Source organism: Micromonospora sp. NPDC048898, assembly GCF_043198035.1.
GTDB lineage: Bacteria > Actinomycetota > Actinomycetes > Mycobacteriales > Micromonosporaceae > Micromonospora.
Genome location: NZ_JBICUF010000010.1, coordinates 71787 through 96143 on the forward strand (window position 1 = coordinate 71787; position 24357 = coordinate 96143).

10 protein-coding genes are annotated in these 24357 nt (G+C 72.8%); 6 read left to right on the top strand and 4 right to left on the bottom strand.

From position 1 onward, the window contains the following. Positions 1 to 26: 26 nt before the first annotated feature. Positions 27 to 12980 carry an SDR family NAD(P)-dependent oxidoreductase gene (locus ACGFIQ_RS24050; protein WP_393247089.1) on the bottom strand — a complete coding sequence of 4318 codons (12954 nt, stop codon included), beginning with the start codon at positions 12978 to 12980 and terminating at the stop codon, positions 27 to 29. 181 nt (positions 12981 to 13161) lie between these two features. Between ACGFIQ_RS24050 and ACGFIQ_RS24055 the strand changes: the two genes are divergently transcribed. After that, complete coding sequence (locus tag ACGFIQ_RS24055) at positions 13162 to 13557, top strand: YybH family protein (RefSeq protein ID WP_393247091.1); 396 nt, start codon at positions 13162 to 13164, stop codon at positions 13555 to 13557. A 66-nt stretch (positions 13558 to 13623) separates the two neighbouring features. Here the strand turns inward: ACGFIQ_RS24055 and ACGFIQ_RS24060 are convergent, their stop codons facing one another. Beyond that, entirely contained in the window at positions 13624 to 14883 is a 1260-nt protein-coding gene (locus ACGFIQ_RS24060; protein ID WP_393247093.1) for a cytochrome P450, read from the bottom strand. A gap of 222 nt (positions 14884 to 15105) precedes the next feature. On the opposite strand from ACGFIQ_RS24060, the gene ACGFIQ_RS24065 reads away from it, so the two are divergent. The 3 genes from ACGFIQ_RS24065 to ACGFIQ_RS24075 all read left to right on the top strand — a co-directional run bounded on the left by ACGFIQ_RS24065 (position 15106) and on the right by ACGFIQ_RS24075 (position 18934). Next, positions 15106 to 15867 (top strand): SDR family NAD(P)-dependent oxidoreductase, encoded by a 762-nt coding sequence (locus ACGFIQ_RS24065; RefSeq protein WP_393247095.1) that lies wholly within the window; start codon positions 15106 to 15108, stop codon positions 15865 to 15867. A 239-nt stretch (positions 15868 to 16106) separates the two neighbouring features. Further along, positions 16107 to 17291 (top strand): acyl-CoA dehydrogenase family protein, encoded by a 1185-nt coding sequence (locus ACGFIQ_RS24070; protein ID WP_393247097.1) that lies wholly within the window; start codon positions 16107 to 16109, stop codon positions 17289 to 17291. 191 nt (positions 17292 to 17482) lie between these two features. Continuing rightward, on the top strand, positions 17483 to 18934 hold the full coding sequence (locus ACGFIQ_RS24075) for an FAD-dependent oxidoreductase (protein WP_393247099.1): 1452 nt from the start codon (positions 17483 to 17485) through the stop codon (positions 18932 to 18934). Positions 18935 to 18985: 51 nt separating this feature from the next. Here ACGFIQ_RS24075 and ACGFIQ_RS24080 read toward each other — a convergent pair whose 3' ends face one another. After that, positions 18986 to 19501, bottom strand: coding sequence for a flavin reductase family protein (locus tag ACGFIQ_RS24080; RefSeq protein WP_393247101.1), 516 nt, complete (start codon positions 19499 to 19501; stop codon positions 18986 to 18988). 204 nt (positions 19502 to 19705) lie between these two features. On the opposite strand from ACGFIQ_RS24080, the gene ACGFIQ_RS24085 reads away from it, so the two are divergent. After that, positions 19706 to 21283 carry an aminotransferase class III-fold pyridoxal phosphate-dependent enzyme gene (locus ACGFIQ_RS24085; RefSeq protein WP_393247103.1) on the top strand — a complete coding sequence of 526 codons (1578 nt, stop codon included), beginning with the start codon at positions 19706 to 19708 and terminating at the stop codon, positions 21281 to 21283. A gap of 109 nt (positions 21284 to 21392) precedes the next feature. Further along, positions 21393 to 21758, top strand: a complete 366-nt coding sequence (locus ACGFIQ_RS24090) for a winged helix-turn-helix transcriptional regulator (RefSeq protein WP_393247105.1) — start codon at positions 21393 to 21395, stop codon at positions 21756 to 21758. Here ACGFIQ_RS24090 and ACGFIQ_RS24095 read toward each other — a convergent pair. Then, on the bottom strand, positions 21741 to 23975 hold the full coding sequence (locus ACGFIQ_RS24095) for a BTAD domain-containing putative transcriptional regulator (RefSeq protein WP_393247107.1): 2235 nt from the start codon (positions 23973 to 23975) through the stop codon (positions 21741 to 21743). The genes ACGFIQ_RS24090 and ACGFIQ_RS24095 overlap by 18 nt on opposite strands. Between the last annotated feature and the right edge of the window lie 382 nt (positions 23976 to 24357).

Below are 24357 nucleotides of genomic sequence, written 5' to 3' on the forward strand. Positions count from 1 at the left end.
GGGCCACCCACTTTCCAGGTCGGCGATCACTCGGACTCGTCGACGAGCGCGAACAGTTCTTCGTCGCTGGCGGCCGCCAGGTCGGCACCGGCCGGTCCGGCACCGGGTTGGACGATCTTGAGCAGGGCGTGGAGCCGTTCGGCGAGATCGGCGGCGTCCCCCACCTCGACCGCCGCCGCCAGGTTCTCGCCGATCCGGTCCAGATCGGCCAGCAGCGCCCGCGCGGCGGCCCGCGGGTCCGGAGCGACGATCCGGTCGAGGTAGGCGGCGAGGGCGCCGACGCTCGGATGGTCGAAGACCACCCCGGCCGGCAGTTGCGTGCCGATCGCGGCACCGATCCGGTTGCGCAGCTCAACCGCGGTCAGCGAGTCCAGGCCGAACTCCTGCAAAACCCGGTCCTCGGCCAGGGCCTGCTGATCGGCGTAGCCCAGCACGGCGGCAGCCTGCCCGCGGACCAGGCGCAGCAGGGCGGGACGGCGTTCGGCTGCGGGCAGCGCGCCGAGCCGAGCAGCGGCCGGTTCGCCGGTCCCGGCCGGGCGGGAGCTGGCGGCCGGCACGAGCGCGCGCAGCAGCGGTGGAACGGCACCGGTGGCGCGGACGGCGGCCAGGTCGAGGCCGGTGAGCGCGTACAGCGGCTCGGTGCCGGCGGTCGCCGCGTCGAACATCACCATCGCCGCTTCCGTGGCGACCGGGCGTAGGCCGAGGCGGGCGAGGCGTTGCCGGTCGGCGTCGCCGAGGTGCCCGCTCAGTTCGCTGGTCTGCGCCCACAGCCCCCAGGCGAGGGAGGTGCCGGGCAGTCCGGCGGCGTGGCGGGCGGCGGCGAGGGCGTCCAGGTACGTGTTGCCGGCCGCGTAGGCGGCCTGCCCGGCGGTGCCGAAGAGCCCGGCGACCGAGGAGTAGAGGACGAACGCCTCCAGCTCGCGCTCACGGGTCAGCTCGTGCAGGTTCCGGGCGGCGTCGATCTTGGCGGCGAGGACGCGATTGACCTGCTCGTCGGTCAGCCCGGTCAGCACGCCGTCGGCCACCACGCCGGCGGCGTGCACGACGGCCCGCACCGGGTGGACGGCCAGGACGGCGGCCAGGGCGGCGCGGTCGGTGACGTCGCACGCGGCGAAGGTCACCCGCGCGCCGGCGGCGGTCAGCTCGTCGCGCAGTTCGGCGGCGCCCGGTGCGGTCTCGCCGCGGCGGCTGAGCAGCAACAGGTCGCGGGCGCCGTGCCGGGTGACCAGGTGGCGGGCCAGGATCCGGCCAAGCGTGCCGGTCGCGCCGGTGAGCAGCACCGTTCCGGCCGCCCAGTCGGGCGCCGCGCCCGGTGTGCCGGTGGCCCGGACCAGCCGGGGCACGAGGAGTTGTCCGTCACGTACGGCGAACTGCTGCTCCGTCGTGGGCAGCGCGGGCGGCGACACGGGGTCGTCGTGGTCGACGTCGAGCAGGACGAACCGGCCCGGGTGCTCGGTCTGGGCCGTGCGGATGAGCCCCCACACCCCGGCGTGGACGGGACCGGCCGCCCGGCGGGTGACCACGGCGAGGCGGCGCTCGGCAGTGCTCTCATCGGCCAGCCACCGCCGTACCCGGTGCAGCGTGTCGCGGACGACGTCGCCGGGGTCGGTGCCGGTGACCTCGTACACGTCCACCGTGGTGCCGGGCTCGGAGGCGGCGGGAACCCAGGAGACCGTCAGCAGCGGGTCGTGCGGCATCGCGCCGGCCAGGGGCCGCAGGCTCAGCGCCTCGGCACGCAGCACGGGCGTACCGAACTCGTCGGCGGCGGCGACCGCGACGGTGTCCGGGCCGGTACGGGTCAACCGTACGCGCAGCTTGCGGGCTCCGGTCCGGTACAGCCGCACGCCCGCCCAGCTGAACGGCACGACGGCCGGCCGGTCGTCGGCCGCGACCCCGGGGAGCAGGGCATGCAGGCCGGCGTCGAGCAGGGCGGGGTGCAGCAGAAACCCGGCGTCGTCCTCTTGCTCGACCTCGGCGTACAGGTCGTCACCGGCGGTCCACACCCGACGCAGGCCCTGGAACGCCGGCCCGTACCGGTAGCCGTGTCCGGCGAGCCGCTCGTAGGCGCCGGCCAGGTCGACCTCGGTGGCGGCCGGCGGCCACTCGATCGCGTCGACGGCGGGTTCGTCGTCCTCGCCCGGGGCGAGCGTCGCCGTCGCGTGCGAGGCCCATTCGTCCTGCTCGCCGGCGCGGGCGTGCACCTCGGCGGCGCGGTTCCCGCGATCGTCCGGCGCGGCGATCAGCACCTGCAACCGCAGCGTGCCGTCGTCCGGTACCACCAGGGGCGCGGTGACGGTCAGGTCGGCGACTCTCGGGCAGCCGGTCTCGCGGCCGGCGCGCAGCAGCATCTCCAGCACGGCGGTGCCGGGGATCAGGACCGCGTCGCCGACCCGGTGATCGGCGAGCCAACCGGTCGCGGCGGCGCTGCCGGTGAAGACCATGCCGCGCCGGCCGGCCAGCTCGGTGCCGGTGTGCAGCAGCGGGTGGCCGAACCCGCCGTCGGTGTCGGCGGGCGGCGCCGGGAGCCAGTAGCGGTCGGCCTTGAAGCTGTACGTCGGCAGGTCGGTGTGTCGCCCGCCGGGGAACACCGCAGCCGGGTCCCAGGTCGCGCCGTGCAGGCGCAGCTGGGTGAGCCCGGCGGCGATCCCGTGCGGCTCGGGCCGGCCGGGCGGCAGCAGCGCGGCACAGGTGGCGTCCCGGTCCGCCGGCAGGCACTGCTGGACCAGGGCGGCCAGGGTCCCACCCGGGCCGATCTCCAGGTAGCGGCCGACGCCGAGGGCGTCGAGCTGGCGTACGCCGTCGAAAAAGCGCACCGTCTCGCGGATGTGGCGGACCCAGTAGCCCGGCTCGCGCAGCTCGTCCGGGTCGGCGAGTTCCCCGGTCAGGTTGGAGACGATCGGGATGCGCGGCTGGTGGAAGTCCACCTTCGCCAGCGCGGCGAGGAAGTCGTCCAGCACGACGTCCATGTGCGGGGAGTGGAACGCGTGGCTGACCGTCAGCAGCCGGCAGGCGACGCCCTGCTCGTCCCACCACGCGGCGAGGCGGTCGGCCGCCGGAGCGTCGCCGGAGACGACGGTGGCCTGCGGGCCGTTGACCGCGGCGACCGCGAGCGCCTCGTCCAGTCCGAGGCGGCGCACGTCGGCGCGGACCTGCTCCTCACTGGCGCGGGCGGCGATCATCACGCCGCCTTCACGGGCAGCCTGCATGAGCCGGCCGCGGGCGGCCACGACCGCGCAGGCGCCGGGCAGGTCCCACAGACCGGCGACGTGGGCGGCGCTCACCTCGCCTATGGAGTGGCCGAGCAGGTAGTCCGGGCGTACGCCGTGGTGCTCGACCAACCGGTAGAGGGCGACCTCAACGGCGAAGAGCGCGGCCTGCGTGTACGCGGTCTGATCCAGCAGGGCCGAGTCGGCAGAGCCGGGCTCGGCCCACAGGACCTGGCGCATCGGCCGGGGCAGGTGCGGGTCGAGCAGGTCGCAGATCTCGTCGAAGGCGCGGGCGAATTCGGAACTGGTCTCGTGCAGCTCGCGGCCCATGTCGAGGCGCTGGCTGCCCTGCCCGGTGAACAGGAACGCGGTGCGGGCGCCGGTGTCGCGGACGGCACGCGCGGGCAGCACCGCCGGGTGCGGCGTGCCGGTGGCCAGCGCGTCGAGCCCGGCGAGGGGGTCGTCACCGACGACGGCGGCCCGGTACTCCAGCAGGGGCCGGGTGGCGAGGGTGTAGCCGACGTCGACGGGGTCCGTATCCGGATACCGGGTCAGGTGCTCGCTCAACCGGGCCAGCTGACGCCGCAACCCCGGTTCATCACGAGCCGAGAACACCCACGGCACAACCGGCGACCGCCGCCGCGCGACCGGCTCGACCACCGGACCCTGCTCCACAATGACATGCGCGTTCGTGCCGCTGATTCCAAACGACGACACCGCCGCCCGCCGCGGACGGTCCTCGACAGGCCACGACCGGGCCTGCGACAACAAGCGCACCCCACCGGCATCCCAGTCAACCTCCGACGACGGCGTCTCGCTGTGCAACGAACGCGGCATCACCCCGTACCGCATCGCCTGAACCATCTTGATCACACCACCGACGCCCGCCGCCGCCTGCGCATGACCAATGTTCGACTTCAACGAACCCAGCCACACCCCATCGCGCGAACGACCATAAGTCGCTTGCAACGCCCCAACCTCAATCGGATCACCAAGCCGAGTCCCCGTCCCATGACCCTCCACCACATCAACATCCGCCACCGACAAACCAGCAGCCGCCAACGCCCGACCAATCACCCGCTCCTGCGCAGGAGCACTCGGTGCCGTCAATCCATTAGACGCGCCATCCTGATTCACCGCCGAACCACGAACCACAGCCAAAACCCGACGACCAGCAGCAACCGCATCCGACAACCGCTGAACCAACAACAACCCCACACCCTCGGCCCAACCCGTACCCCCCGCACCATCAGCGAAGGAACGACACCGCCCATCGACCGCCAGACCACGCTGCCGAGAAAACTCCACGAACGTGTTCGGCGACGACATGACCGTCACCCCACCGACCACCGCCAGATCACACTCACCACGCTCCAACGCCGAAACGCCGAAATGCAAAGCCACCAACGACGACGAACACGCCGTATCAACCGTCACCGCCGGGCCCTCAAAACCAAAGGTGTACGCCACCCGCCCGGACACGACGCTGGAGAGGTTTCCGGTGAGCAGGAAGCCTTCGAACTCCGGTGGGGCGCTGCGGCGGCCGGCCGCGTAGTCGTCGTACATGGCGCCGGTGAAGACGCCGGTGTTCGAGCCGCGCAGCGTCGCCGGGTCGATCCCGGCGTCCTCGAACAGCTCCCAGGTCGTCTCCAGCAGCAGCCGTTGCTGCGGGTCGGTGGCGGCGGCCTCGCGGGGGGACATGCCGAAGAACTCGGCGTCGAAGCGGTCGGCGTCGTACAGGAAACCGCCCTGCCTCGTGATCGACGTCCCCGCGTGGTCCGGATCCGGATGGTACAACGACTCCACATCCCAACCCCGGTTGACCGGAAACTCCCCGACCGCGTCGATCTCCTCGGTCACCAGCCGCCACAACTCTTCCGGCGAGCCCACCCCACCCGGAAACCGGCAGGCCATCCCCACGATCGCGACCGGCTCGTCGGAGACCTTCGCGACCGCCGGAACGACCGGCGCGCTCTCGTCGGCGCCAGCACCGAACTGGGCGCTCAGATGGGCCGCGAGCGCCTGCGGGGTGGGGTGGTCGAAGACCACGGTGGCCGGCAGGCGCAGTCCGGTCGCGGCGCCGAGCTGGTTACGCAGCTCCACGCCGCCCAGGGAGTCCAGGCCGAGTTCACGGAATGCCCGCCGCGGGTCGACCCGGTCGGTGCCGCGGTGTCCCAGGACGGTGGCGGTGGCCGCACGCACCAGTTCCAGCGTCCGGTCCTCGTCGAATTCCACGACCCGGTCATCGTCGAGCGAGACGGCAACCTGCGCGACGGGTCGCGGTTGGTATCGGGCCGGCGCGATCAGGGCCGCGTCGGCGCTGATCGCGGCATCGAACAGGGCGAGGCCGTCGGCGGCGCCGAGCGGGGCGAAGCCGGCCCGGCGCCAGCGGGCGAGGTCGTCCTCGCCGAGGCCGGCGCCCATCCCGGCGGTGCCGTCCCACAGTCCCCAGGCCAGCGACAGCGCCGGCATCCCGGCGGCACGCCGGTGGGCGGCGAGCGCGTCCAGGAAGGTGTTCGCGGCCGCGTAGTTGGCCTGCCCGGGTGTGCCGACCAGGCCGGAGACCGAGGAGAAGAGCACGAACAGCGCCGGTGGACGGTCCCGGGTGAGCTCGTGCAGGTGCCAGGCCGCGTCGATCTTCGGACGCAGCACGGTGGTGATCTGCTCGTCGGTGAGGGTGGCGACGGTCGCGTCGGCGAGCACGCCGGCGGTGTGCAGGACACCGGTCAGGGGGTGCTCGGCGGGGATCTCGTCCAGCACGCGGGCGAGTTGGGTGCGGTCCGCCGCGTCGGCCGCGACCGCGCGTACCCGGACACCGTGGGCGGCGAGTTCGGTGACCAGCTCGGGCAGCCCGGGGGTGTCCGAGCCGCGGCGGCTGAGCAGCAGCAGGTGGCGTACGCCGTACTCGGCGACCAGGTGGCGCGCGAACCGGGCGCCGAGCCCGGCGGTGCCGCCGACGATGAGCACCGTCCCCGCCGGGTCGAGCCGCCCGCTCACGGCGCCGGCCGGCGCCGCCGGGACGAGCCGGGGCGCGAGCAGCTTTCCGCCCCGGACGGCGACCTGCGGTTCGCCGGTGGTCAGGGCCCGGCGCAGCTGGAGGTCGTCGGCCGCCTCGTCCAGGTCGACCAGCACGACCCGGCCGGGATGCTCGCTCTGCACCGAGCGCACCAGGCCCCACGCCGTGGCGGCACCGAGACCGGTGACGTCCTCGCCGGGCAACACCTGCACGGCGTTGCGGGTGACGACGGCGAGCCGCTCGTCGCCGGGCAGCCGCCCGCGGATCAGCCGGGCCAGGTCGAGGGCCGTGGTGTGTGCCTGTCCGGGCAGCTCACCGGGCGCGTCGATGGGCACGACGGTCAGGATCGGCGGCGAGGTCCCGGCGCTGACCTCGACCCAGTCGAGGGTGTGCAGGCGAGCGTCGGTGGCGGTCACCGGTCGTACGGTGACGGCGTCGACCGTGGCCACCGGCGACCCGTCGGCGGCCACGAGCCGCAACCCGGCCGCGTCCGTCCCCGCCGGGGTGAGCCGGACCCGCGCCGTGGCCGCGCCGTGCCGCGCGACCTGCAGACCGGCGATCACGAACGGCAGGTCGATGGTGTCCGCGTCGCCGGTTCGCCGGGACAGGAGCTGCCAGACCAGGGCGTGCAGCGCCGAGTCGAGCAGCACCGGGTGCAGGCCGTGGCCGGCGGCGGTGTCGCGCAGCCCGTCCGGCAGGCCGACCTCGGCGTAGACACCGTCGCTGTTGTGCCAGAGACCGCGCAGCCCGCGAAAGGCCGGACCGTAGTGGTAACCGGCGTCGGCGAGGCGGGCGTAGACGTCGGCGATCGGTACCGCGGTCGAGCCCGGCGGCGGCCACGCCCCGGCCGGTCCGGCCCGCTCCGGCACGGCCGGGGTGAGCAGGCCGGTGGCGTGCCGGCTCCACTGTTCCCCGCCGGTGTCCGCCGCGGCGTGCACGGTGAACGCGCGGCTGCCGTCGCCGGCCGGGGCGGCGACGGTGATCTGCACGCGCACCGGCGCGTCCAGCCGCAGCGGTGCCTCCAGCGTCAGCTCCGCGACGCGCGGGGCGCCACACGTCAGTCCGGCGCTCAGTACCAGCTCGGCGAAGGCCGCCGCGGGCAGCAGCGCCCCCGATCCGACGACGTGGTCGGCCAGCCACGGCTGCTCGTCCGTCGACAGCCGGCCGGACAGCACGACCTCGTCCCGTCCGGCGATGCTGGTGCGGGCGCCCAGCAGCGGATGCCCGGCGGGCATCAGGCCGAGGGTGCGCACGTCGCCGCCACCCTGCGGCGCCAGCCAGAAGCGTTCCCGCTGGAACGGGTAGGTGGGCAGATCGGCGCGCGCGTCACCGGGGGCGAGCAGGTCGAGATCGACCGGTACGCCGTGGACGTGCGCCCGGGACAGCGCCCCGGCCACCGACCGGGTGTCGGAGTGCCCGCGACGCAGCGCCGCGATCGCCGTCACGTCCGGCGGCAGCGTCCGCGCGGCGAGCGGTGCGAGCACCGCGTCCGGACCCACTTCGACCAGCAGCCCGGCACCGGCCTCGACGAGCGCGGTCACCGCGTCGGCGAAGCGGACCGTCTCGCGGATCTGCCGGGTCCAGTACTCCGCCGTGGCGATCTCCTCCCCGGCGAGCCGCCCGGTGACCGTGGAGATCAGCGGCAGCCGAGGCCGGTGGTAGGTGACCTGCTCGGCGACGGTCCGGAACTCGTCCAGCGCCCCGTCCATGTGCGCCGAGTGGAAGGCGTGGCTGACGATCAGCGTCCGGGTGCGGCGGCCGCGCGCGGCCCAGCGCTCGGCCAGCGCGGTCACCGCGTCGGCGTCGCCGGAGACCACCACGGCGTCGGGGGCGTTGACGGCCGCGAGGCTCACCTCGGCGCTCAGTTCCGGCTCGACCTCGGCGGCACCAGCCTCGATGGCCGCCATGGCGCCACCCGCGCGGGCGTCGCGCATGGCACGGCCGCGGGCGGTGACCAGGCGGGCCGCGTCGGGCAGCGAGTACACCCCGGCCAGGTACGCGGCGGCCAGCTCACCGATCGAGTGCCCGGCGAGCAGGCCGGCCCGCAGCCCGTGGTGCTCCAGCAGCCGGGCCACGGCGACCTCGACGGCGAACAGGGCGGGCTGGGTCCAATCCGTCCGGTCGATGTCCTCCCCGGCGTGCACGACCTCGCGCAGCGGCCGGTCCAGATGCGGTGCGAAGGCGTCGCACACCTCGTCGAAGGCGGCCGCGAAGACCGGGTCGGCCTCGTACAGCTCGCGGCTCATGCCGGGGTACTGCGCGCCCTGCCCGGTGCAGAGCAGCGCCGTCGGCGCGGACACCCGCGCCTCGCCGGTGACGACGTCCGGATGCGCGCTTCCCGCGGCCACGGCCGCAAGCCCGCCGAGCAGGGCCTCGAGGTCGGTGCCGAGGACGACGGCGCGCCGTTCGAAGGCGGTCCGTCCGGTGGCGAGCGTCCGCGCGACCGCGGTCGGGTCGGTCTCCGGCGCGGCGCTCAGCCGCTCGTGCAGGCGGCGGGCCTGCTCGGTCAGGGCGGCACCGGTGCGCCCGGAGACGGCCCAGGCAAGCGGGTACGGACCGGCCGGCGCGGGAGCGCCCGGCCCCGGATCGTCGCCCTCCTCGAGGACGACGTGCGCGTTGGTGCCGCTGACCCCGAACGACGACACTGCGGCGCGACGTGGCCGGTCGCCGCGCGGCCATTCCCGGTCCCCGGTCAGCAGGCGAACCCCGCCGGCGTTCCAGTCGACATGGTCGGTGGGCCGGTCCACGTGCAGGGTTCGCGGCAGGCGCTGGTGCCGCATCGCCTGCACCATCTTGATGACTCCGCCGACACCGGCGGCCGCCTGGGTGTGGCCGATGTTCGACTTCAGCGAGCCGAGCCACACCGGATGGCCGGCCTGCCCGTACGTGGCCCGCAGCGCGTCTGCCTCGATCGGGTCGCCGAGGCGGGTGCCGGTGCCGTGCGCCTCCACGGCGTCGACAGCGGTCGCGTCCAGGCGGCCGTCGGTGAGCGCGTCGCGGATCACCCGCTCCTGGGCCGGGCCGCTGGGGGCGGTCAGGCCGTTGGACGCGCCGTCGGAGTTGACCGCGCTGCCCCGGATCACGGCGAGGACCCGGTGACCGTGGCGGCGCGCGTCGGCGAGCCGCTCGATGAGCAGCAGGCCGGCACCCTCGGCCCACGAGGTGCCGTCGGCGGCCGCGGCGAACGACTTGCTGCGGCCGTCGGGCGCCAGTCCCCGCTGTCGGGAGAACTCGACGAACATGCCGGGGCCGGACATCACCGCGACGCCGCCCGCGAAGGCGAGGGTGGATTCGCCGGACCGTACCGAACGCACCGCCAGGTGCAGCGCGACCAGCGACGACGAGCAAGCGGTGTCCACCGTGACCGCCGGGCCGTGCAGGCCCAGCTGGTAGGCGATGCGCCCGGACATCACGCTGGCGGTGGTGCCGGTCAGCACGTGCCCGTCGACCTCCGAGCCGGCGGTGTGCATGCGCGGTCCGTAGTCGAGGTGGGTGCCGCCGACGTACACGCCGGTACGGGTCCCGCGCAACGAGCGCGGGTCGAGCCCGGCGCGTTCGGCCGCCTCCCACGCGGTCTCCAGCAGCAGTCGCTGCTGCGGGTCCATGGCGAGCGCTTCCCGCGGTGAGATGCCGAAGAAGTCGGCGTCGAACAGCGCCGCGTCGTAGAGGAAGCCGCCCTGGTCGACGTAGCTGCGGCCGGGCCGGTCGGGGTCGGGGTCGTGCAGGTGGGCGTCCCAGCCGCGGTCGGTCGGGAACGCGCCGACCGCGTCAACGCCGTCGGCGACCAGCCGCCACAGGTCCTCGGGGGAGGCGACGCCGCCCGGGTAGCGGCAGGCCATGCCGATGATGGCGACGGCACCGTCGTCGCCGGTCCCCTCGGCCGTCACGGCCGCCGTGCCACCGGAGTCGGCGCCGGTGCCCCCGGCCAACGCAGCCGCCGTGCCACCGGAGTCGGCGCCGGCTTCGGCCAGGTGGGTCACCAGGTCGCCGATGGTCGGCCGGTCGTAGATCAGTGCCGCGGGCAGCGACCGGCCGGTCGCGGCGGCCAGGGCGTCGCGCAGCTCGACGCCCATCAGCGAGTCGAAGCCGAGGTCGCGGAAGGTGGCGTTCGGATCGAGCCGCTGTCCCGGCGCGATGCCGAGCACGGCTGCGGCGTGCTCGTGGACCAGGGACGCCAGGTCGGTGGTCGCCGGGTGCCGCGGCGCGGCTTCGACCGGCGCGGTGCTCACGGTGTCGAACCAGTGCCGGCGTCGCTGGAACGCGTACGGCGGGAGCTCGGCTCGCGGGCCGGGGCCGCAGGCGGCCGCCCAGTCCACCGGCACGCCCCGCACGAACGCCTGGGCAATCGCGGTGGTGAAGGTCCGTGGTTCGTTCCGGTTCGCCCGCAGCAGCGGTACGGCGGACGCGCCGCCCGCCTCGGGCAGGGCCGCCGCGATCAGCGCACTGCACACCCCGTCCGGGCCCAGCTCCAGGTAGGTAGCGACGTGCTCGGCCGCCAGCGCCCGGATCGCGTCGTGGAAGCGCACCGGCCGGCGAACCTGCGTGCTCCAGTAGCCGGGGTCGGTGGCCTCGTCGTCGCGCAACGCCCGCCCGTGAACGGTGGAGATCAACGAAATCCGGGGCGGGCGCGGATCCAGCCCGGCCACGACGGCGTGGAACTCCTGGAGCATCGGCTCCATCAGCGCCGAGTGGAAGGCGTGGCTGACGCTCAGACGGCGGGTGCGGTGCCCGGCGGCCCGGAACGCCTCGGCGAGTTCCAGGACGGCCGGTTCCGGGCCGGAGATGACCACGGCGGCCGGCCCGTTGATCGCCGCGAGGTCCACGCCGGCGGTCAGGCGCGGGCGCACCTCGTCCTCGGTGGCCTCGACGGCGACCATCGCGCCGCCGGCCGGCAGGGCCTGCATGAGCCGCCCCCGGGCGGTGACCAGGGTCGCCGCGTCGGCCAGGGTGAACACGCCGGCGACGTGCGCGGCGGCGATCTCGCCGATGGAGTGTCCGGTCACGTGATCGAAGCGCACTCCCCAGGACTCGGCGAGTCGGTAGAGGGCGACCTCGACGGCGAACAGCGCCGGCTGGGTGAATCCGGTGTCGTCGAGGCCGTCCCCGGAGACGATCACGTCGGTCAGCGGCCGGGGCAGCAACCGGTCCAGGTGGGCGGCGATCTCGTCGAATGCCTCGGCGAAGCGCGGGAACGCCGCGTACAGCTGCCGTCCCATGCCGGCGCGCTGGCTGCCCTGGCCGCTGAAGACCGCCGCCACGGGTCCGGGCGCGACGGCTCCGGTGATCAGATTCGGCGCTGGGCGGCCGGCAGCCGCCGCGTCGAGAGCGGCCGGGTCGGCGTCGAGGATGACCGCGCGGTGGTCGAAGACCGTACGGGTGCCGGCGAGCGCCCGGGCGACGTCCGCGGGTGGCGGCGGGTCGTCCCGGTTCAGCCAGTCACGCAGCCGGGCCGCCTGCGCGCGCAGCGCGTCCTCGCGCGCGGTGACCACCCAGGGCAGCACCGGCGGGACCGGGCCCTCGGGCTGCTCGGGGGTCGCGGGCGCCTCGGCCAGGACGACGTGGCAGTTGACGCCGCCCATGCCGAACGAGCTGACGCCGCCGACCAGCGGTCGGGTCGGGTCCGGCCACGGGCCGCGTCGCTGCTGGACTTCGAGGCCGAGCTCGGCGAACGGGATGTCGGGGTTCGGCACGCTGAAGTTGCGGCTGGCCGGCAGCTCTCGGTGGGAGAGCGCGAGCAGGACCTTGAGCAGTCCGACGACGCCGGCCGCGGCCTCCAGGTGGCCGACGTTGGTCTTCGCCGAGCCGATCCGCAGCGCCTGCGCGGCGGGGCGCCCGACGCCCAGGGCGGCACCGAGCGCCTGGGCCTCGATCGGGTCGCCGAGCCGGGTTCCGGTGCCGTGCGCCTCGACGTACTGCACCTCGTGCGGGTCGGTGCCGGCCCGGCGGTACGCCGCGCGCAGCAGGTCGGCCTGCGCGTCGGCACGGGGGACGGTCAGCGCCGGCGCCGCGCCGCCGTGGTTGACGGCGCTGCCCCGGATGACGCCGTAGACGCGGTCGCCGTCGGCCCGCGCCTTCGTCAGGGGCTTGAGCACGACCAGCGCGGCGCCCTCGCCGGGGGCGAAGCCGTTGGCCCGGGCGTCGAAGGCGTAGCTCTCGCCATCCGGGGAGAGCGCGCCGAAGCGCCGTTCGGTGACGTGGTCGCCGAGCAGCGCCAGGTTGATCCCGGCGGCGAGGGCGAGGTCGGCCTCGCCGGTGCGCAGGCTCTCGCCGGCCAAATGCACGGCGACCAGTGAGGAGGCCTGCGCGGCGTCCACGGTGAGGCTGGGTCCGCGCAGGTCAAGGAAGTAGGAGACCCGGTTGGCGATGATTCCGCGGCTGAGCCCGGTCATCGAGTGCTGGGTGACGGCCTGCTCGCCGTGCCGGCGCACCAGGTGGGCGTAGTCGTCGCGCAGCGCGCCGACGTAGACGGCGGTGCGGCTGCCGGCGAGGGTGGCCGGGATGATGCCGGCGTCCTCGAGGCCCTCCCAGGCCAGTTCGAGCAGCAGGCGCTGCTGCGGGTCGACGGCGGCCGCTTCGCGGGGCGAGATGCCGAAGAACGCGGCGTCGAAATCGCCGGTGCCGTCGAGGCGGCCCGCCCGCGTGCCGTCGGCGCCGGTGCGCAGGCCGCTGCCACCGGCGGCGAGCAACTCCCAGAACGCGCCGGGCTCGGAGGCGCCGGGCAGCCGGCACGCCATACCGACGACTGCGATCTCGTTCATCATCCGCCTTCCGGGTGGACCTGGGGATCTCCCACCCTTCCGGCCCTTCCTCAGCAGGCGGTAACGATGTGGTAACCCAAAGTGGATGAGTGCTCCGTTGCCCGGCGGTGGGGTCGGCAACGACCGCGCCCGGTTAGCGTCGGCCACCGATGACTTCGGACACCAACGGAGGGAGCACGCCATGACCGTCACACAAGAGCAGCTGGTCGACGCCGCGCGCGAGCACGGGGAGCGATACGTCGAGGCGTTCAACTCGGGAGACGTCGACACGATCAACGCGATGTACACGGAGGACGCGATCTCGGTGTGGGAGCCGGGCAACCCGCAGACCGGTCAGGCCCGGCGCGACTCGCTCGCGGAGTTCATCAGCCAGAAGCCGCAGATGCGCGCGACGCTGCGCGAGTCGCACGTCACCGGCGACACCGCGCTGCTGGTGGTGGACTGGGCGATCGACGTGGAGACGCCGGAGGGTGCACAGCAGCTGGAGGGCGTGGGCCTGGACGTGCTGCGCCTGGGCGCCGACGGCCAGTGGCGGTTCGCCGTCGACAACCCGTTCGGGCAGAGCCCGGCGAACTGAGTGCACGACGCGGAAGGTCCGTCCCGGGGGTGCCCGGGGCGGACCTTCCGCGTCGAAGGGCGCCGGTCAGACGGCGGCCGGTACGCCGAGGCGCACCGGGACGACCTCGTGCCCGTTGGAGACGAACGACTCCACCGGCGGCAGTTTCTCCACCGGCTCGGCGAGCCGCAGGTCCGGGAAACGCTCGAAGAGCGCGGGCAGCGCCACCGATGCCTCCAGCCGGGCCAGCGGCGCCCCCACGCAGTGGTGCACGCCGTGGCCGAACGAGATGTGATTGCCCCGCTCGGGGCGGCTGATGTCGAACACGGACGCGTTGTCGCCGAAGACCTTCGGGTCGCGGCCCGAGGCGGCGAAGTTGACGAGGATGGCGTCGCCCTTGGCGATCGTCACGTCGCCCAGGTCGATGTCCTCGACGGCGAAGCGCAGCGGCAGGCTGCCCAGCGGGGACTGCACCCGCAGCGTCTCCTCCACCACGTCCGACCAGGTCGCGGCGCCGCTGCGGACCAGCGCCAGCTGCTCGGGATGGGTGAGCAGCAGGACCGCCGCGTGATCGAGCAGGTTGACGGTGGTCTCGTGGCCGGCGGTGTACATCAGGAAGATGGTGTCGATCAGCTCGCGCTCGGTGAGGCCGACGCCGCCCTCGTCGCGGACCGAGACCAGGCCGCTGGCCAGATCGTCGCCGGGCGTGGTCCGCTTCAGCTCGATGAACCCGACGGCCAGCTCGTAGAGGGCCGCCTCGTTGGCGCGGGCCTCTTCCTCGCTGGCCGAGGTCTGGAAGATCGCCTGCATCCGCTCCAGCAGGTCGTCGCGCATGCCGGCGGGAATGCCCAGCAGTTCGGAGATGATCAGGGTGGGCAGCGGGAAGGCGAAGTTCGCCCGCAGGTCGACCACGTCGTGCGGGCCGGCGGTGGCCATTCCGTCGAGCAGCGCCGCGGTGACCTCCTCGATCCGGGGCCGCAGCGCGGCGGTACGCCGGGCGGTGAAGGCCTTGGCGACCAGCTTGCGCAGCCGGGTGTGCTCCTCGCCGTACGCGGTGATCATGTTGTGATCCTGGACCCAGATGGCCAGCGGCCAGGAGCGCGCCAGCTCGCCCTCGCCGTTCTCCCAGGCCGGCCAGTGCCGGTACGCGTCGCGGGAGACCCGGTCGTCGGTGAGCAGGCGCTTGATCAGCGCGTGACCGGTGATCGACCACGCGGGGACCTCACCGGGCAGTTCGATGCGGGTGGCCTCGCCGCGCTCGCGCAGCGCGGCCGCCTCACCGTGAATGTCCGAGCCGGCCGGATCGATGGCGTACGGGCATTGGGATTGCTTCGCTTCGGCTTCCATGGGACACCCCGAATCCTGGCGATGAATTGTCACCGGCCACGGTAGGCACGGACTCGTCATCAAACGCTCACGCACCGGTCTATCCACCACACTTACCTCCAGGTAAGTACGGACATATGAGTCCCTACTTGTGTCTCGACATTCCCTGCGGAAGCCTGGCAGCACACCGGGTTTCGGAAACGATGGCGCGCGCCTCGGCGTGGGCTGGCTGGAGACAAGTCATTGAGCAGCTACACGGGTAAGAAGGCAGTGATCACCGGTGGCACGATCGGCATGGGTCTGGCTACCGCGAAGGCACTGATCGACGGCGGTGGCGAGGTCCTGGTCACCGGCCGCAACGAGAAGAACCTCGCCGCCGCGCAGACCGAGCTCGGCGACGCCGCGCGCGTGGTGCGCTCGGACACCGCCGTGCTCGCCGACATCGAGCAGCTCGGCGAGACCGTGGAGAAGGAGCTCGGCCAGATCGACCTGCTCTTCGTGAACGCAGGCTTCGCCCAGCCCGGCCCGTTCGGGCACGTCACCGAAGAGCTGTATGACAACACCTTCAACGTCAACGCCAAGGGCGCGTTCTTCACCGCCCAGCGCCTCGCACCGCTGATCAAGGACGGCGGCGCGATCATCTTCACCACCTCGGTCGCCAACGACTCCGGCAACCCCGGCATGGGCCCGTACGCCGGTTCCAAGGCCGCCGTCCGCGCGTTCACCAAGGTCATCGCCGCCGAGCTGCTGCCCCGCAACATCCGGGTCAACAGCCTCAGCCCCGGCTTCATCCACACCCCGACCGCGGGCATCACCGGCGCCACGCCCGAGCTGCTGGCCACCTTCGAGAAGGTCGGCGACACCATCACCCCGATGCGCCGGCACGGCTCCTCCGAAGAGGTCGCCCGCGCCGTGCTCTTCCTCGCCTTCGACGCCACCTTCACCACCGGCGCCGAGCTCAACGTCGACGGCGGTCTCGGCCAGCGCCTCAACCGCCAGCAGTAACCCCTGATCCGTCAGTAACCCCTGATCCGTCGCTGCGAGGCGACGCTGCGCCTTCACCCTGGCGCAGCGTCGCTTTTGCGCGTTGTCGCCCAACGGCACTCACCGGCCGGTAATCGGCGACTCACCGCGTTAGCCGTGAAGCCGCGGTTACCCCGCCATGACCAGGTTCAGGTTGTTGTCTGCCACGATTCCTGCGTTCCTTCCGGACGTGTGCAGCGTCGAGCCGACAAGGAGACGGAATGACTACTCGGGAAAATGACGTCGAGGCCGTGCTGAGCGCCGTACGCAAAATGGTTCCGCAATTGCGGGAAAACGGCCTGGAAGCCGAGGACCGACGCTGGCTGCCCGACGAGAACCTGCGTCTTCTCGAAGACGCCGGCGTATTCCGGATGGCCACTCCCGACTACCTCGGCGGCCTGGGCTTCTCGGTGGCCGAGCAGGCCGCCGTGCTGTCCGAGATCGCCCGCGGTGACGTGTCGACGAGCTGGATCGCCAGCGTCTGGGTCTCCAGCGCGTGGATGGCCACGCTGTTCCCGGAGGAGATCCAGAAAGAGGTCTTCGCGACGCCCTCGGTGCGCATCTCCGGCGGCTTCACGCCCTCCGGCGTGCTGAAGGCGACCGACGGCGGCTACACGCTCAACGGGTCGTGGAAGTTCAACTCCGGCTGCCGCGGCGCGCACTGGAACATCGCCACCTCGCTGATCGAGCACCCCGACGGCCGGTACGAGGACGCCATCGCGATGGTGCCGATGAGCGATTTCAGCATCGCCGACGACTGGAACACCTCGTCGGTCGCGGCGACCGGTAGCTGCACCTCCACCGCCGAGAACGTCTTCGTACCGGCGCACCGGGTGATCCCCGGCGACGCGGCGGCCTTCGAGGCCGCGCTTGCCGAGCTGCCCGCCGACTGGCAGCCGACCGGCCGCGAGTACGGGCTCTACAGCTTCATCATCGCGCAGGGCGTGGCGACCCTGATCGGCGCGGCCCGCGGCGCCCTGGACGCGTTCCTGGACCGGCTGCCCGGCCGGGGCATCACCTACACCCCGTGGACCGAGCAGAAACTGCACCCGCTGACCCAGATCCAGGTGGCCACCGCCGACGCGAAGATCGCCGCCGCCGAGGCGTTGATGGGCCGGGTGTACGAGACCCTGCAGCGCCGGGCCGACGCGGGCGAGCTGCCCACCCTGCAGGAGAAGGCGGCCACCCGGGGCCACAGCGCGTACGCGGTCGAGCTGGCCAAGGAGGCGGTCGCCATCCTCTTCAACGCCAGCGGCGCGACCGCCATCCAGCGGGCCGTGCCGATCCAGCGGTTCCACCGCGACATCCAGGGCCTGGCCCTGCACGGCATGATCCTGCTCAACTCCAGCCTCGAGGTCCACGGCCGCGTTCTGCTCGGCCTGGACCCGGAGACGCCGCTGCTCTGAGGAGCCGGCCGTTACACCCCGTCCCGCCACGCCGGGCGCGGAACGTCTCCACGTTCCGCGCCGGGCGTATGTCACGGGACCCACTTTTCCCGGGCGAACCGGGAGATCACACCGTCCTGCGCGAGGGGGCCGGACGGTGCCACCTGTCGTCCCGCGCGCGTGGGCACGACCATCACTGGGGGGACCCAACATTGCGGAACCAACACACCGCACCAACGACCGCACTTTCCGGCCACCGGCTGTCGCGGCGCCGGCTCGTGCAGGCCGCCGGCCTGACCGCGGTGGCCGCCTCGGCGGGCACCGCACTGGGCTCGCCGGCCCGCGCCGATTCACCCCGCACCAACCGTGACGTGATCGTCGTGGGCGCCGGGTACGCCGGCGTCACCGCGGCCCGCGAGCTGCGGGCCCGGGGCTTCCGGCCGGTCATTCTGGAGGCCCGGTCCCGCATCGGCGGCCGGACTTGGACCACCACGTTCGAAGGCAAGCAGATCGAGCTCGGGGCACAGTGGATCGGCCCGACGCAGCCGCTGGTCAACGCCGAGGTCCGCCGGTACGGTCTGAGCACCCTGACCGGCTCCATCCCGTCGCGGCTGCTGATGCCGTCACTGTCCGGCCCGGCGGCGGTGGATCTGGAGAGCGGCGACGCCCGCTACGGTGCCCTGATGGAGCGGCTGTTCGCCGGCGCCCGGGACCTGTTTCCGGACCCGCTGAACCCGCTGGCCAACCGTGCCGCGGTGGTCGCCGCCGACGGGCTGACCCTGCGCGACCGGCTCGACCAGCTCGGCCTGACCGCGGATGAGCGGCTCTGGCTTAGCGGCACCACGGCCGGATACTCCGGCGGGGACAGCCGGATCGGCGCGTACACCGCGCTGGCGCACTGGTGGGCGCTGGCCGGGTACAACGTAGCCGGTTACGACGCGGCGATGTCGCTGCGGATCTCCACCGGGATGACCGGGCTGTTGCAGTCGATGCTCAACGACGCGCAGGCCGAGCTGCACCTACGCACGGCGGTGGCGTCGGTGACCGACACCGGCGGCGAGGTGTGCGTGACCACGACCACCGGGGTGACGTACCGGGCGCCCTGGGCGGTGATCGCGGTGCCGGTCAACGTCTGGAAGACGATCGCGTTCCGGCCGGGCCTGGCCGCGGTGCGCGCGAGGGCCAGCGCCCAGGGCGTCGGTGTGCCACACAGCAACAAGATCTGGATGAAGGTCACCGGCCTGCCGGACCGGGTCGCCGCCCGGGGCACCGAGGGCGACCCGTTCACCACCCTGCTGTCGCAGGGCGACGTGAACGGCGGGCAGCTCATGGTGGCCTTCAACAGCCTACCGCCGGTCGACGGCACCAGCGTCTCGGCGGTCCAGCGGGCCCTGCGCTATTACCTGCCCGAGGCCTCGGTGACCAGCGTGCTGGCCCAGAACTGGGGCACCGACCGGTATTCGTTGGGTGGCTGGGCGCTGCGCCGTCCCGGCCAGCTGTCCACCCAGTTGCCCGCCATCCAGACGCCACAGGGCCGGCTGGCGTTCGCGTCCGGTGACATCGCCACCGGCTGGATCGGTTTCGTGGAGGGCGCGATCGAGTCGGGCCTGCGCGCGGCCGGCCAGGTGGCCACGATGGGCACCCCGGCGCTGGCCGCGGTCTGAACCCGCGTCGATGAGCGTGACCGCCGTGCACCCGGACGCGGGCCACGGCGGTCATGCCGGCGACGGCGGGGCTGCCCCGGGACGGAACCCGCCGCCGAAGAAGATCAGCCCGTCGGCGCCCGTTCCTCGCAGGCTGTTGATGACCGAGCCGACAAAGATCGAGTGGTCGCCGGAGTCGTGCGCGTCCACCAGGACGCACTCGATCCAGGCCAGCGCGCCGCTGAGCAGCATAGCCCCGGTACGCGGCCCGGGATGCCAGTCGAACGGTTCGAACTGTGGCGCGCCCAGCGGACGGCTCTTGTCGGCGAAGTAGCGGGCATGCCGTTCCTGGTCGGCGGCCATGATGGAGATCGCGAAGCGGCGCTCGGAGCTGATCGCCTTGTGCATGACCGCGCTGTGCGCCACGCAGCAGAGCACCTGCGCCGGATCGAGGGATACCGAGCTGAAGGCGTTAGCGGTCATGCCGTGCGGATGCTCGCCGCCAACGGTGAGCACGATGACGCCGGTGGCGAACATCGACATGACCTCACGCATGGTCGCCGCCGCGGGCGGTTCCTGAAGGGACATCGCTGCTCCCGTCCGAGGGGACTCGTGATCGAACGTAGTTGCGTCGTGGCAGTCGGTATCCATCACGAGGTAATCGCGTGGCAATCCGCGCCACGCCAGGACGCTTACCGCGCCGAGACCGTACGCTGCCGGGCCGTAGTCGACCCGTCGGTAACGTCCCCGGCGCATACGGCCCGTACCTGCTGACGCGGACGAGGAGCCCCGATGACCACCACCGAATCCCACGCACCCGAACTGGCCGAGCCGCAGATGCTCGGCTTCCTCGCCCAACTCGGCATCGACGTCGAGTTCGTCCGGGCCGAGGGGGACACGCTGTTCTACCGCAGTGGCGCCGGCGAGGACGTGCCGGTGCTCGATGTCGCGGGCGGTTACGGCGCGCTGATCCTCGGACACAACCATCCGGAGATCGTCGACGCGGCCCGCGACTTTTTCGCCGCCGGCCGGCCGGTGCTGGCCCAGGCGTCCCGGCAGAGCGACCCCACGCTGGTGGCGCGGCTGCTGAACGACATCCTGCGGCGCGAGTTCGGCGATCCGGAGCCGTACTACGCGGTGTTCGCCAACAGCGGGGCCGAGGGCGTCGAGGTCGCGATGAAGCACGCCGAGTTCGCCCGGGTGCTGCGCGTACAGGATCTGCTCACCGAGATCGAGACGCACCTGGCCGCCGTGGTCGAGGCGGTGGGCTCGGGCGCCGCGCGCGTACCGGAGGAGGTCCTGCGGCGCCTCGGCGCCGAGCCCGGCGACGGCCCCGGCGTCCTCGCCGACCGGGTCCGCGCCGCCGTGGCCCAGCAGGCCGCCCAGCCGCCGGTCTTTCTCACCTTCGCCGGGTCCTTCCACGGCAAGCTCGCCGGTTCGATCCAGCTGACTCACAACGCGGGCTTCCGGGTCCCGTTCGCCGGGCTGGCGGCGAGCGCCCGGTTCGTTGCGTTCGAGCAGCCGGGCGCGGTCGCCGAGGCGGTCGAGGCAGAAGGGGTCGACGTGCCGGACCTGCTGGTCGAGGGCGGCGAGATCAGACTGGTACAGCGCCCGTTCCCGACGGTCGCCGCGTTCGTACTGGAGGTGATCCAGGGCGAGGGCGGCATCCGGATGGTCTCCGCGCCGATCGCCGCCGAGCTTCGGGCCGCCGCCGACGCGGCCGGGTTCCCGGTCGTGGTCGACGAGATCCAGAGTGGGATGGGCCGCACCGGCGCGTTCTTCGCCAGCTCACACATCGGTCTGCGCGCGGACTACTTCGTGCTCGCCAAGGGGCTCGGCGGTGGTATCGCGAAGACCGCGGTCACCCTGATCAGGGAGAGCTGCTACCGCCCGGACTTCGAGCTGCTGCACAGCTCGACGTTCGCCCGCGACGGGTTCTCGACCGCGCTGGCGCTGCGCACCCTGCGGGTGCTGGAAGCCGACGGCGGCGCCGTGTACCGCCTGGCCGCCCGGGCCGGTGAGCGGCTGCGGACCACCCTGGAGAAGGTCCGGGCCGACTTTCCGGACGTGGTGGCCGAGGTCCGCGGCCGCGGCCTGATGCTGGGGGTGGAGTTTCGCGACCAGTCGACGTCCCCGCTGCCGCCACTGCGCGAGGCGACCGCGAACGGGATTCTGGGCTATCTGTTCTCCGGCTATCTCTTCCGGGCGCACCGGATCCGAACCTTTCCGACCGCGAGTGCGGTGAGCACCCTGCGCCTGGAGCCGTCGGTCTATTTTGGTGACGAGGCGGTCGCCGAGCTCGACGGCGCGCTACGCGCGTTGTGTTCTCTGCTGCGCACCGGCGATCCACGCCTCTTCGAGACTGCGTGACCACAACGACACGTTGCGTTCGGATCGCGCCCGTGGCACGGTGGTGGCGGGTTCGGCGGCCGTGACCGGCACGGCCGCCTCAGTCCCGGCAACGACAAGGGTGTGATGCATGAGCGTGCGAGCGCGACCACCGTTCTGCGGCCTCGACGCCTCGATGGAAGTCATCAGCGGCAAGTGGAAGGTCCTCATCCTCTGGGCCCTGCGCGACCAGCCCCAGCGGTTCGGTGCCCTGAAACGGCAGGTGCCGGGGGTCAGTGAGAAGGTGCTCACTCGCCAGCTGCGCGAGTTGGAGGAGGATCGGATCGTGCTGCGCGAGGCGCACGACGACCAGACCGGCCTGCGCGTCGAGTATTCGCTCACCCAGCGCGGCGTCGACCTGTACAAGGCCCTGGAGCCGCTGGGCGACTGGGGCCGGCGCTATCTGACGCCGGCCCGCCAGGACGAGCTGGCGCACAGCTCAACCGGCAACGCATGAGGTCGTCGTAGCGGTCAGACAGCGCGGCGGCCGCATGGCCAGCAGCGACCGCAGATGGCGGCGGCGCTCGTCGGGGTGGGTGCCGGCACTCGCGCCCAGCAGCTGGCGCAGCCAGCCACCCAGCCCGCGCGCCGCCTGACCGTCGGCGCTGTCGAGAAGCCGGTCGACCGCGGTGTCCGAGAGCGCGTCCAGCGTCAGCGTGGTGATGTGCCGCTTGCCACCGCCCCAGCCGGGCCGTACCTCGAGCAGACACGGCTGGGCGGAGGCCACCACGAGCAGCGGCACGTCGGAGACGTCGGCGAGGCCGTTGACCATGGTCAGCACGTCGTCGTCGGCATCGTGGAGATCGTCGATCAGCAGCACCAGCGGCCGGTCCAGTGGCACGTGCTCCAGGAACTGCCGCCACGCGCCCAGCTCGGCCTGCAGGTCGCCGAGGTGGTCGCGGTCGGCGTCCGGATCGACGTAGGCCCGCAGGCACGCGGCCAGGGTCCGTTGCCGGTCCGGGTCGGGGACGAGGTTGCGCAGCGTCCGGTCCAGCTTCGTCTTCCGCACGTCGACGGAATCGTCCTCGTTCACCTCGCAGAGCGCCAGAATCAGCTCGCGCTGCACGGCGAAGGCACCGCTCACCGCCTGCTCTGCGGCGCCGCCGGCGGCCACCGGGAACCGGGCCACGTGGGCGAGGCCGCTGATGACGTGTCGCAGCTCGGCCAGGAACCGGGTCTTGCCAGTGCCGGATTCGCCGAGGATGGTCACCAGGTGCGGGGTGTTGCGATGGCGTGCCCGCTCCAGCAAGTCGCGGATCAGCAAGAGTTCGAACTCGCGCTCGACCAGCGGGATGCCGTCGTAGGCCGCCTCGTCGAACCGCAGGCCCCGCACCGTCCACTCCCCCGGCTCGGCGAGCCGGTCACTGCGGTACACGTCATCGACGTCGCAGCGGGTCTCGTCGCAGATGCGGATCTCACCGTCGCCGGCACGGGCCAGTAGGGCGTGACAGCGGTCGAGGACCTGGCCGGTGGCCGACGACAGCGCTCCCCCGTCCGGCGACTCGTAGCGCACCAGCGCCGATCCGGTGACCACCGCGGCCCGGAACCGCACCGGTGGGCGGGTCACCTCGTCGCCGGAGTCGCACAGGCGTTCGCGCACGGCCAGCGCCGCGAAGACGGCGCGCTGTGCCCCGTCCTGGCCACCGTCGGCGGGAAAGACGGCCATCGAGATAGGACCGATCGCCGCGGTGGCCTGGCCACCGAGGTGCTCGACGCGCCGGCGGGTGTCGTCCGCGACGCCGGCCAGCAGCGCGTCGGCGTCGGGATGCCCGCTCGACCGGCTCTCGTCGTCCACCTGCGTGCTCACCAGCAGCACGCTGACCTGGCGGCGGGCGCTGGCTGCGGCCGCGACAGGATCGGCCGGTGGCGCGACGAGGGGGGCGCGCTGGGCGGGGACACGCGCCGGGACGGGATCGGCGGCCGGTGACACCACGACGGCCGGCTCACCGGTCGTCGTGGTGTCCACGTCGAGTGCCGGATCCTGGGCCAGGATCGCGTTGTGCAGCACCTGCAGGTCCCGGCCGGGTTCGAGGCCGAGTTCCTCGACCAGGTAGGTGCGCATGCGCCGGTAGACGTTGAGCGCGTCGGCCTGCCGGCCGCTGCGGTAGAGCGCGAGCATGAGCTGCTGGCAGGAGCGTTCGCGCAGGTTGGAGCCGCAGACCATGGTCTCCAGGTCGGCGAGCACGCTCTGGTGCTGGCCGCAGGCGAGCTGGGCCTCGAAGTAGTCCTCCAGGGCGTCCAGCCGGGAGTTTTCCACGGCGGTCAGCTCCGGCCAGACGATGTCGGCCTCGGTGAGGTCGGCCAGCGCCGGGCCGCGCCACAGATCGAGGGCCTGGCGCAGGATCGCGGCCGCGGCGGCGGGCTCGCCCCGGGCCAGTCGCTCGCGTCCCGTGTCGGCCTGGGCCTGGAACTGGACGAGGTCGACGCTGTCCGGCGCGACGACGAGCTTGTATCCGGGTGACTGGGTCATCAGCTCCACCTGGTCGGCGCCGTCGGCCGCGGCCAGCACCCGCCGCAGGCCCCACACCGCGTTCTGCAGGATTTTTCGGGCCGAGACCGGCGCGTCGTCGGCGGGCCAGAGCGCGTAGAGCAGCTGACTGGTGGCGACCACCCGGTTCGGTCGCAGGAGCAGGTATCCGAGCGCTGCGCGCTGCTTGGTTCCTCCCAGTGGCACCGCCCTACCCTCGTGCACTACCTCCAGCGGCCCAAGGACACCAAATCGCATACTTCCCCCGAAGAATGATGTTTCTCGATCTATCGAGCCCTATGTCTATACCGTTATGCCAAGTCGATACATCCTTTTGTGAGCTGCGCCACACGGCGGCCTTTAGGGCAGGATAATGAGCTGCGTCGATGGGATTTAGCTGCTGTCCGGATCATTTCACGAACGTTAAATTCTGCTTCCCGCGGCCAGGATTCCGGCACTGGATCGCCGATCGCGCCACCGCCGTCGCCGATCCGCACCGCCTCTTCCCGTCCGAGTCCCACCCTCTGACGCACGTGTGCCCGACTGGGACTCTAGTGGGCCCACCCACCCCAAAGTAAGTACGGACTTA